A 9,687-nucleotide genomic window follows, 5' to 3' on the forward strand; every position below is an offset into this window, starting at 1 on the left:
GCAGTTCGAGCAGGTCCTGCTGGTCGGCGGCGATCCGCTTGGCGGACTTCTCGCGGACCGCGCCGAGGGTGTCGTATTTCTCCACCGGCAGCGCCTCGCCGGTGAGTACGGCCTGGCTGATGAACAGGTCGCGCGATTCGATCAGGCGGATGTCGGCGGGGATCATGTCGCCGGCGGACAGGCGCACGATGTCGCCGACCACCAGTTCGCCCATGGGGATTTCCCGCAGCTCGCCGCGCATCCCGCGCTCGTCGCGGCGCAGCACGGTGGCGGTGTTCCGCACCATGGCCTTGAGCGCCTCGGCGGCCTTGCCCGAGCGGTACTCCTGCCAGAAGCGCATCAGGCCGCTGACCAGGACCATGCAGAGGACGATGATGACGCCGGTGAGATCGGTTTCCTCACCGTCCTGCAGCGGCAGCCAGAAGTCGGTGAAGAAGCTGATCGCGGAGAGCGTCATCAGCACGTAGATGAAGGGGTTGTTGAACGCCTGCAGCAGTTGCACCAGGACGTGTGGCGGACGGTCGTGGGCCACTTCGTTGGGGCCGTCGGCGTGCAGCCGGGCGGCGGCCTCGGCCTGGTCGAGGCCGTCCTGGCGACCGCGGACGTTGGTGAGGGTGGTTTCCAGGCTGTTCTGCGCTTCGCGGGCGGCGCGCATGGACAGTCGGTCGTTGCGGCGCTCGGTGTCGAGCTGGGTATTGCGTTGGGTCGCTACGCTCATGACTCGGTCTCCTGTCGCGAGCTGCGCGACGGCGACACGAGTCGGTTGCCGGTCAGGTGACAGGCAAAGGCGTGCCGGGTCGCGATGTTCGCGATCGGTGGGAAGAATGTTCGGCTTGTCCGGGTAAGGCCCACTGCGCGCGGCCGCTCAGGCGGCACGCAGCAGGCCGACTTGGTGGTTCGTCCATGGCAGGCTCCTTGTGCGAAGGGTTAGGCAGGAGAAAGCGTCAGCCGCGCATCGGGCGGCGACCGCTCTCAGGGTTCTCTTCGACCTGCGTCTCCAGGCGGCGATACTCCAGGCGACCGCCGGCCGGGCTGACACGCCAGGCGAGGCTCGCAGGATGGCCGTGGCCGGGAAGGATCGCGCCGGGGGACTGCGCGGCGCGCACGCGCATCTTCGCCACGAAGGCGGATACGCCGGGGGATACCGAATTCTCGAAGTTCATGACTCACCTGTACCCGGCGTGCCGGACACGGGTGAGAAGCAGTGGGTCAGCCCAGGATGCCGCTCAACCGACCGACCCGTTGCGGGTTCCGTCGTGCGTTGGTTTGGGTCATCGCACCAGCCGGCATCTGCTGGGCCGGGCGACGACTACTGGGAATACTGTCCATGGCTCTCTTCGTAGGGGGAAAGAAAGTGCCCGGCTCTGCGGGCGGGGGTTTTATAGACCTCTTGCCAGACGAGGTCAACCGAAAAAGCCGTTTCGTTCAGGCTTCTATGGAACATCGGAAAATTCCCGCAGGAGTCCGGCGAAAAGACACCGGCCAAAAGCACTCAGGCGGAGATCAGTCCCGCCAGCCGTCGCGCCAGCGCCGGCACTTCGGAGGCCGGGTCGAGGCGCAGGCGAAAACGGGTCTGCAGGATGTCCAGCAGTTCGTCGACGTCGCGCAGTTGGCGCTGCAGCGTCTCGCCGTTGCCGGCGCGCTGGCCGAACAGCCCGTCGGCCAGGGTCAGGCGCAGGTCGCCCTCGGTTATGGCGGCCTTCAGGCCCTGGCGGAACACGCTGTGGGGGTGGGTAGAGGTGTACCAGTTGCGCGGGATGTAATCGATCCACAACTGCGGGCGCAGGTCGAAGCGGTACAGCGGCAGCCAGCCGCTGCGACCGCGCACGGCGCTTTCGTAGAGACCGGCATGCGGGTCGACCAGGCGCACGCAATGCACCTGTCCGGCGTCCGCCTCGTCGCCCGGCAAAGGCAGTGCTCGCGGCGGATTGGCCGAGCCGAAGCCGACATCCACCAGGAACTCGCCCTCCGCCAGGTACAGACGCAGCATCAGATGCGATTGCTGGGTCAGCGGCGCGTCCTCCGGGAGTCCCCAGCGTACCCGTGCCACCAGCAGTTCCAGCTCGTAGCCGAGGGCCAGCAGCAGGCGGGCGAACAGCGAGTTGAGTTCGAAGCAATAACCGCCGCGGCTGCCCTCGACGACCTTGGCGAAAACCTTGTCGGCGTCGATCTCGATGGGGCGGTCGAGCAGCACGTCGAGGTTCTCGAAGGCGACCCGGCGCAGATGCGCGTCGATCAGTCGGTCGAGATTCGCCAGGCTCGGCGGACCGGGATCGTCGATGCCGATATGGTGCAGGTAGGCATGGGTCTGCTCGGGCGTCAGCGGGGTCATGGCGGGCTCCGGAAAATGGCCAGCTCGATTCTAGACGCATTCTCGGGGAATACCGGAAGCGCCGTCAGGCACATTGGCCCGGGGTCTGCTTGACTGTGCCCATCCCACCCCGAGGAGCGCCGCCATGGCCCAGGCAATCGTCGCCTACCTGCACTACCTGTCGATCTTCCTGCTGTTCGCCCTGCTGGTGTTGCAGCACCGCCTGCTGCGCCTGCCGCTGGACCTGGAGCGCGCCCGCAGCCTGGCGGCGATCGACCGCGGCTACGGCCTCTGCGCCCTGGCGGTACTGGCCAGCGGGCTGGCGCGGGTGCTGTGGTACGGCAAGGGCGTCGACTACTACCTGCACAATGGCCTGTTCCACGCCAAGGTCGGGCTATTCGTCCTCGCTGCCCTGGTCTCGCTGTTGCCGACCGTTACCTTCCTTGGCTGGCGCGGCGCCCTCAAGGCCGGCGAAGTGCCGGCGGTGACGCCGGCCCGGGGCCGGCGGGTGGTCCTGGCGGTGCGCCTGCAACTGCTCCTGCTGCTGGTCATTCCGTTGCTGGCTACGCTGATGGCACGCGGCTTCGGCATGCGCGGCTGAGCCCTCAGTTCTGCATGGCCCGGCCATGCACGTCCATCGCCGCCTGGCGCAGCGCCTCGGAGCGGGTCGGATGCGGATGGCAGGTCAGCGCGAGGTCCTCCGCCGAGGCGCTGAACTCCATGGCCACGCAGGCTTCGCCGATCATCTCGCTGACACCCGGCCCGACCATGTGCACGCCGAGCACCTGGTCGCTGCGGGCATCGGAGAGGATCTTGATGAAGCCTTCGCTCTCGTGGTTGATCTTCGCCCGGCTGTTGGCGCTGAACGGGAAGCGTCCGACCTTGTACTCGCGCCTCGCCGCCTGCAACTGCTCCTCGCCGAAGCCGACGCTGGCCACTTCCGGCTGGGTGTAGATGACCGACGGAATCACCTCGGCGTTCATCTCCGCCGCATGCCCGGCGATCCGCTCGATGCAGACGATCGCCTCTTCCTCGGCCTTGTGCGCCAGCATCGGTCCCGAGGTCACGTCGCCGATCACCCAGACGCCCGGCGCCGCGCTGCGCTGTCCCTGGTTCTCCAGCATGCCGCGACGATCGCTGGCCAGGCCGACCGTCTCCAGCCCCAGTCCTTCGGTATAGGGGCGCCGGCCGATGGCCACCAGCACGTAGTCCGCCTGCAGCGATTCCGTAGCGCCGCCGGCGGCCGGTTGCAGGTCGAGTTCGACGCCCTGCTCGCCACTGCGCGCGGCGACCACGCGGGTGCCGAGGCGAAACTGCATGCCCTGGCGGGTCAGGGCGCGCTGCAGGGTCCTTGCGGTTTCCCCATCCAGCCCCGGGCAGATCCGCTCGAGGTACTCCAGCACCGTGACCTGTGCGCCCAGCCGGCGCCAGACCGAACCAAGCTCCAGGCCGATCACGCCGGCGCCGATCACCACCAGGTGGCGAGGCACTTCGGCCAACTCCAGGGCGCCGGTGGAGTCGAGGATGCGCTGGTTGTCCACCGGCACGCCGGGCAGCGGCGCCGGTTCCGAACCGGTGGCGATGACGATGTCGCGCGCCTCCAGTTGCGCGTGGCCGCCGTCGGCAAGGGCCACGCTGACCCGGCCCTCGCCTTGCAAGCGCGCCCAGCCCTTGATCCACTGCACCTTGTGCTTGCGGAAGAGGAACTCGACGCCACGGGTCAGGGCGGCGACGCTCTCGTCCTTCTGCTTCATCATCTGCGCCAGGTCCAGTTCCGGGCTGACCCGGATGCCGAGCCGGGCGAACTCGCCGCCGCTCGCCGCGGCGTATAGCTCCGAGGCGTGCAACAGGGCCTTGGACGGCATGCAGCCGACGTTCAGGCAAGTCCCGCCGAGGGTTTCGCGACCCTCCACGCAGGCCACCTTCAGGCCCAGCTGGCCGGCGCGAATGGCAGCGTTGTAGCCCCCCGGACCGGCGCCGATCACGATCACGTCATAGCTTTCCATCATCCTGCTCCTCGGTTGTCCCGCCACGGCCCCCTCAGCGTAGGCGACGCCGGCGCAAATAGAGGAAACGCCGCGTAGAGGGACCGAAAGCGATTGTATTTCGCTCGTCATGCAAAGCTTATATGATGACCGTAATTTTCCTGCAACCCTTTCCCACCACGACAGGAGCACCACCATGGAACAGCCCGGCCGCGAAGACCGCCTGAACGCCTGGATCGCCACCGAGCGGGCCGCCCGCGCCCGCCTCGGCGCCAGCGGAACCCTGGAGCTGGCGCAAGTCGCCGCGCTCTCCCCGCAGGAGTTCTTCAACCGCATCGGCAGCGGCCAACTGCCCTGTCCGCCCTACGGCGAACTGGTCGACTTCGTTCCCATCGAGTGGTCCGAAGGGCGCTTCCTGTTCCAGGGCACCCCGGACCGCCGCCACTACAATCCGCTGGGTAGCGTGCACGGCGGCTACGCCGCGTCGCTGCTGGATTCCTGCATGGGCTGCGCGATCCATACCCGGCTCCAGGCCGGCCAGGGCTATACCACCACCGACCTGCGGATCAGCTACCTGCGCGCGCTGACCGACAAGGTCGGCCCGGTGCGCGCCGAAGGCCGGGTGGTGCACCTCGGCCGCTCGACGGCGGTCGCCGAGGGCCGGTTGTACGATGTCGACGACCGTCTCTACGCCGTCGGCTCGACCACCTGCCTGGTCCTGCACATGGCCGGATGAACGCGGCTTCGCCAGGGAAGGCCGCCAGGCGTTAAGATGACGACCTGCATTCCAAGGTATCGAAACCATGCGTTATCCCGAAGACCACAAGCAGAAGACCCGCCGGCGTATCGTCGAGGAGGCTGCCCGGCTGTTCCGCCAGGACGGCGTCGGCGCCACCGGGCTGCAACCGCTGATGAAGGCCCTGGGCCTGACCCATGGCGGCTTCTACGCGCACTTCAAGTCCAAGGACGACCTGGTGGAAACCGCATTGCGGCATGCCGCGGCGCAACTCGACGAAGTCACCGCGCCCCTGGCGGAGGCGGAACGACCGCTGGCGCTACTGATAGAGCAGTACCTGTCGCCGCGTCACCGCGATAACCCCGGCGCCGGCTGCCCGTTGCCGACCCTGTCGGCGGAACTCGGCCAGCGCGGCACGCCGAGCCCGACCACCGACAGCATCGTGCGCAAGCGCCTGGCGATGATCGAAGCGGCCCTGGAGGGCGAGGACGCAGGCGAGCGCGCCGTGCTGCTGCTCGCTTCGCTGGTCGGCGCGCTGCAACTGTCGCGCAGCGTGCAGGATGAGGCGCTGTCGCAACGGATACTGGAAGCGACGCGCAAGAAGCTGCTGGAGCAGATGGAGCGCTAGGGCCTCAGCCGAGGTAGCGCTCGGCCGGCCGCTGCCGCGACAGGTTGGGCGCGAGCCTGGCCCGCGCCGTCATCAGCGCCTGCCAATCGGCCGCATCCGGCAACGACGGGATGGTCACCGCTTCACGCCGATCGAAACCGACCAGCGCCGCCTCCACCAAGTCTTCGACCTCCATCACCATCTCCGCGGGAATCCCGGCGATTCCGGTGCCGCTGCGCTCCCAGATCTCGGTGCGGGTGACGCCGGGCAGCACCGCCTGGACGTAAACGCCGCTGCCGGCCAGCTCGTGCTGCAGCGACTGGCTCAGGCTCAGCACGTAGGCCTTGGTCGCGCTATAGACGGCATTGAACAACTCCGGCGCCAGCGCCACCACCGAACCGAGATTGACGATGGCGCCGCCGCCACGCCGGCGGAACCCCTCCGCCGCACCGGCAGCCAGGCGGGTCAGGGCCACTACGTTGAGGGCGATCATCCGCTCCGCCCGGTCCATGTCGGCATCGGCCAGCGGACCGTTCATCGCCACGCCAGCGTTGTTCACCAGCAACGCGATCGAGGCGTCGTCGCGCAACCGTCGCTCGACCCGCAACCTATCGTCGCGCTCGGACAGGTCGGCGCGCAGGATCTCCACCCTGACCCCGTGGGCTTGGCGAAGTCGATCCGCCAGGGCTTCCAGGCGTTGCCGGTCGCGCGCCACCAGCAACAGGTCGTGGCCACGGCGGGCCAAGTGCTCGGCGTAGGTCGCGCCGATTCCGGAAGAGGCGCCGGTGACCAGGGTGACGCCATTGCCAATCTGTTCGTTCATGTGGGTTCTCGCTGGAAAAAAGCCTGACCGCTGACAGCGGCTATTTATATTACACACTTAATATTATGATCATAATTAAAACCGTCAAGCCTTTATCCGTTCCAACGAGCAGGGAGGGATGAGGAGAACCTTCATGCAACCGTCACGGAAAACGCCAATAAAAGGTCAGGACCCACACCACCCCGACATGCCCTACCATGGCGTTGTCCATCGCGGGAGGATCATGCGTCATGTATCACGGTGAAAGACTCAATGCCTGGACCCACCTGATCGGTGCGGTCGCCGCCTGCACCGGCGCCGTCTGGCTGACGGTCCAGGCGAGCCTCAACGGCAGTCCGTGGAAGATCGTCGGGGTCGGCGTCTACGGCGTCACCCTGACGCTGCTCTACAGCATCTCGACCGCCTACCACAGCGTGCGCGGGCGAGCGAAGGTGGTGATGCGCAAGCTCGACCACCTGTCCATCTACCTGCTGATCGCCGGCAGCTACACGCCTTTCTGCCTGGTCACGCTGCGCGGTCCCTGGGGCTGGACGCTGTTCGGCATCGTCTGGGGCCTGGCCGTGCTCGGCATGCTCCAGGAGATCAAGCCACGCTCCGAGGCGCGGGTGCTGTCGGTGGTGATCTACGCGGTGATGGGCTGGATCGTGCTGATCGCGGTGAAACCGCTGCTCGCCGCCCTCGGCAGCGCCGGCTTCACCTGGCTGGCGGCCGGCGGCGTGCTCTATACCGTAGGGATCGTCTTCTATGCCTATGACCACCGCTTCCGCCACTGGCATGGCATCTGGCACCTGTTCGTGATCGCCGGCAGCCTCCTCCACTTCGTGGCGATCTGGCGCTACGTACTCTAGGCGCGGTCCGGCGCGAAGCAGCGGGAGCTGGTCGCGCCGGAGGCTCAGCCCTTTTTCGTCCGCGACAGCGCGATGCACGCCACCACGATCAGCACGCCGCCGGCGATGGTCAGCGCGTCCGGCACCTCGCTCCAGAACAGCCAGCCCCAGCCGGCGTTGAAGACGATGCCGATATAGCGGGTCACCGCAACGATGGTCGCGCTCTCGTGACTGAAGGCGCGGGTTAGGAACACCTGGCCGAGCAGCGACACCACCCCGATGGCCAGCAGCAGCCCCCACTCGCGCAGCGTCGCCGGCACCACGAAATCGTTCCACATCAGCGGGATGGCCACCAGGGTGGCCACCGCCAGGAAGTAGAAGACGATCTCGTAGGTATGGTGCCGCGCGCTCAGTTGGCGGATCGCCACCGAGGCACCGGCGGCGAACACCGCGCTGAGCAGGCCGACCACGGCGTATACCGAGTAGCTGGAATAGCTGAACGGCTTGACGATCATCAGCGCGCCGAGCACCACCACCAGCAACAGCCAATAGACCGCCCGGGGAATCCGCTCGCCGAGGAACAGCGCGGAGAAGAGGATGACGAAGAACGGCGACATGTGCGCCAGGATGCTCGCGTCCGCCAGCGGGATGTGGGCGATGGCGTAGAAATAGCAGACCAGGTACAGCGCCCCCATCACCCCGCGCAGCAGCAGCATCGGCACGCCCTGCCGCGACAGCGCGACACCGGCCTGGCGCATCAGCAGGTAGATCAGCAGGGTACCGATGGCGCTGCGGAAGAACACGATCTCGGCAGCCGGCAGGGTGGCGCTGGCTTCCTTGACCAGGGCGTTCATCACGCTGAAGGTGAAGGACGCCAGCACCGCCAGCAGCACCCCGCTCTTCAGCAGGTCGAGCACCACTGGCGATAGATGGCGTCCGCCGCCGGACGGCTGTCGATCGGATACAGGCTTGGATGGCACTGGCTCGCTCCTTGGCAATCGATGAATCGGGACACGGCGTTCTCGTAGCTCGCCAGCAGGCTGCGCGCCTGCGGCATGGCCAGGTCGAAGTGGGCGGCCAGCGCGACGATCAGCGCCAGCTTGCGGTAGTCCTCCAGCGGCACCCGCGGGAGCCGCCAGAGTCCGTCCTCGTCGCGACTGACGCTGCGGAACGGCACGGCGGAAAAGTCGAAGTGGCGACCCTGCTCGTCGGCCGGAGAGAACGGATCGACCAGCAACGCCGCGTAGCGCACGAACAGCAGGTATTCCTGGCGCTCGGCGCCGGCCTCGGCGAAGCCGTCGATGGCCGCACGCGGCAACATCGTCTCGTGCACCGGGTAGTTGTCGTCGTTGAGGAACCGCAGCAGGTTCAGCGGCTCGGCGCCCATCCGCCGCAACAGTTCGCTCAGCTCGCACCACAGCCGCCGCATGGCGCCGATGGCCCCGGGGGTGATAGGTCCCTCCGGGTAGAGCTTGTACATGAAACCGGGCGGCCCCTGCTCGGAAAGTATCCGGGCGAGGGCGAACTCGCCGAGAAAGAACGGACTGTGCACGTAGGTGGTGACGTTGCGGCCCTCCGCCGCTTCCGGCGTCGCCAGGGGTACCACCTCCACCCCGCTGCCGGCCAGGACTCGCCGCCAGGTCTCCCGCACCGGACAGTCCGGCCGGCTGGAACCCAGGTAGACCCTGCGCTTGACCGCCTTGGTCAGGGCCCGCAGCGGTTGTGTCTCGTCGATCACCTTGGTCGCCGCGTAATAGCTGGACAGGCTCAGCACGGTCGCCTGGCACCCCGCCGGCAGGGCGCTGCGCACCAGCAGGTTGGCGCCGATGAAGGCGGACACCAGCAGCAGCGTGCGCACCCCGCCGAGTCGCTCCCAGGGCAACCCGCGGACCACGTCCAGGTAACTGTCGGCCGGCACGCAGAGCACCAGGGTCTGCCAATCGTCGCGAAGTTCAGCGGGGTCCTGGTGGAAGACGTCCAGCGCGGCGTTGCCGGACAGCCAGCGATGCTGCCCCTGCCCTTCCAATTGCAGGCAGGCGCCGCGCGCCAGGGCCTCGGCGATCCGCTGGCTGCGCCGGCCGGGATGGTTCAGCGCGCCGAGGCGACCGGCACCGTGGCGGCGCAGGTCCAGCGCGACCTGGATCGCCACCGCGCCCAGACCGACCAGCAGGACGTTGCCCAGGCTCTCATCAGCGGCGTTCATCGACCGGCCTTCTCCAGGATCAGGGTGTCGTACAGCGGCTGGCTGACCCGCTCCGCGCAAACCTGCCAGCCCTCCAGTTCGGCCGGCTCAACCGGGTAGTTGAACAGTCCCTTGATGCCGCTGCCGTGACGCAGCAGGACCTTGGCGTCGGCGCGCATGACCTGGCGGATCTGCGCCAGTACCGCGCTTTTCTGC

General features: G+C 67.6%; 11 protein-coding genes and 1 pseudogene. 4 read left to right on the forward strand and 8 right to left on the reverse strand.

The genetic code is table 11. The features are described 5' to 3' along the window. The 3 genes from FFS27_RS21975 to FFS27_RS21985 form a co-directional block, all read right to left on the reverse strand. On the reverse strand, nt 1-718 hold a 718-nt coding region (locus FFS27_RS21975; protein WP_256659593.1), incomplete at its 3' end, for a P-type ATPase. Nucleotides 719-944: 226 nt separating this feature from the next. After that, entirely contained in the window at nt 945-1,163 is a 219-nt protein-coding gene (locus tag FFS27_RS21980; RefSeq protein WP_003135298.1) for a hypothetical protein, read from the reverse strand. A 329-nt stretch (nt 1,164-1,492) separates the two neighbouring features. Next, nucleotides 1,493-2,332: an arylamine N-acetyltransferase family protein gene (locus FFS27_RS21985; protein WP_003135300.1), complete on the reverse strand. Its 840-nt coding sequence runs from the start codon at nt 2,330-2,332 to the stop codon at nt 1,493-1,495. A gap of 124 nt (nt 2,333-2,456) precedes the next feature. On the opposite strand from FFS27_RS21985, the gene FFS27_RS21990 reads away from it, so the two are divergent. Next, the gene (locus FFS27_RS21990; RefSeq protein ID WP_003104329.1) at nt 2,457-2,912 is read left to right on the forward strand and encodes a DUF2214 family protein; all 456 of its coding nucleotides are present in this window, start codon (nt 2,457-2,459) and stop codon (nt 2,910-2,912) included. 4 nt (nt 2,913-2,916) lie between these two features. Here FFS27_RS21990 and lpdA read toward each other — a convergent pair whose 3' ends face one another. Beyond that, nucleotides 2,917-4,320 carry a dihydrolipoyl dehydrogenase gene (gene lpdA, locus FFS27_RS21995; protein ID WP_021263668.1) on the reverse strand — a complete coding sequence of 468 codons (1,404 nt, stop codon included), beginning with the start codon at nt 4,318-4,320 and terminating at the stop codon, nt 2,917-2,919. 172 nt (nt 4,321-4,492) lie between these two features. On the opposite strand from lpdA, the gene FFS27_RS22000 reads away from it, so the two are divergent. Further along, the gene (locus FFS27_RS22000; protein ID WP_021263667.1) at nt 4,493-5,032 is read left to right on the forward strand and encodes a PaaI family thioesterase; all 540 of its coding nucleotides are present in this window, start codon (nt 4,493-4,495) and stop codon (nt 5,030-5,032) included. 67 nt (nt 5,033-5,099) lie between these two features. Then, nucleotides 5,100-5,660: a TetR/AcrR family transcriptional regulator gene (locus FFS27_RS22005; RefSeq protein WP_003110503.1), complete on the forward strand. Its 561-nt coding sequence runs from the start codon at nt 5,100-5,102 to the stop codon at nt 5,658-5,660. A gap of 4 nt (nt 5,661-5,664) precedes the next feature. On the opposite strand, the gene FFS27_RS22010 is transcribed toward FFS27_RS22005, so the two are convergent. Further along, on the reverse strand, nt 5,665-6,462 hold the full coding sequence (locus FFS27_RS22010; RefSeq protein WP_021263666.1) for an SDR family NAD(P)-dependent oxidoreductase: 798 nt from the start codon (nt 6,460-6,462) through the stop codon (nt 5,665-5,667). Between the two features lie 230 nt (nt 6,463-6,692). On the opposite strand from FFS27_RS22010, the gene trhA reads away from it, so the two are divergent. Then, a complete protein-coding gene (gene trhA, locus FFS27_RS22015) occupies nt 6,693-7,310 on the forward strand; it encodes a PAQR family membrane homeostasis protein TrhA (protein ID WP_003095352.1) in 618 nt (205 codons plus the stop codon). Between the two features lie 44 nt (nt 7,311-7,354). Here trhA and cntI read toward each other — a convergent pair whose 3' ends face one another. The 3 genes and pseudogenes from cntI to FFS27_RS22030 form a co-directional block, all read right to left on the reverse strand. Further along, nucleotides 7,355-8,209 carry a pseudopaline transport inner membrane protein CntI gene (gene cntI / locus FFS27_RS22020; protein ID WP_019372208.1) on the reverse strand — a complete coding sequence of 285 codons (855 nt, stop codon included), beginning with the start codon at nt 8,207-8,209 and terminating at the stop codon, nt 7,355-7,357. Next, the gene (cntM, locus tag FFS27_RS22025; protein ID WP_137952213.1) at nt 8,191-9,492 is read right to left on the reverse strand and encodes a pseudopaline biosynthesis dehydrogenase CntM; all 1,302 of its coding nucleotides are present in this window, start codon (nt 9,490-9,492) and stop codon (nt 8,191-8,193) included. Before cntM ends, cntI begins: the two co-directional genes overlap by 19 nt. Beyond that, nucleotides 9,489-9,687 (reverse strand): annotated as a pseudogene (locus tag FFS27_RS22030) (pseudopaline biosynthesis protein CntL); the annotation flags it as partial. The gene cntM and the pseudogene FFS27_RS22030, both read right to left, overlap by 4 nt.

It is taken from the genome of Pseudomonas sp. 2VD (genome assembly GCF_005503585.1).
In the GTDB taxonomy this organism is placed as follows: domain Bacteria; phylum Pseudomonadota; class Gammaproteobacteria; order Pseudomonadales; family Pseudomonadaceae; genus Pseudomonas; species Pseudomonas aeruginosa.

Coding starts and splice junctions, on each gene's coding strand:
- FFS27_RS21980 (WP_003135298.1), bottom strand. CDS start 1,163: ATGAACTTCGAGAATTCGGTATCCCCCGGCGTATCCGCCTTCGTGGCG.
- FFS27_RS21985 (WP_003135300.1), bottom strand. CDS start 2,332: ATGACCCCGCTGACGCCCGAGCAGACCCATGCCTACCTGCACCATATC.
- FFS27_RS21990 (WP_003104329.1), top strand. CDS start 2,457: ATGGCCCAGGCAATCGTCGCCTACCTGCACTACCTGTCGATCTTCCTG.
- lpdA (WP_021263668.1), bottom strand. CDS start 4,320: ATGATGGAAAGCTATGACGTGATCGTGATCGGCGCCGGTCCGGGGGGC.
- FFS27_RS22000 (WP_021263667.1), top strand. CDS start 4,493: ATGGAACAGCCCGGCCGCGAAGACCGCCTGAACGCCTGGATCGCCACC.
- FFS27_RS22005 (WP_003110503.1), top strand. CDS start 5,100: ATGCGTTATCCCGAAGACCACAAGCAGAAGACCCGCCGGCGTATCGTC.
- FFS27_RS22010 (WP_021263666.1), bottom strand. CDS start 6,462: ATGAACGAACAGATTGGCAATGGCGTCACCCTGGTCACCGGCGCCTCT.
- trhA (WP_003095352.1), top strand. CDS start 6,693: ATGTATCACGGTGAAAGACTCAATGCCTGGACCCACCTGATCGGTGCG.
- cntM (WP_137952213.1), bottom strand. CDS start 9,492: ATGAACGCCGCTGATGAGAGCCTGGGCAACGTCCTGCTGGTCGGTCTG.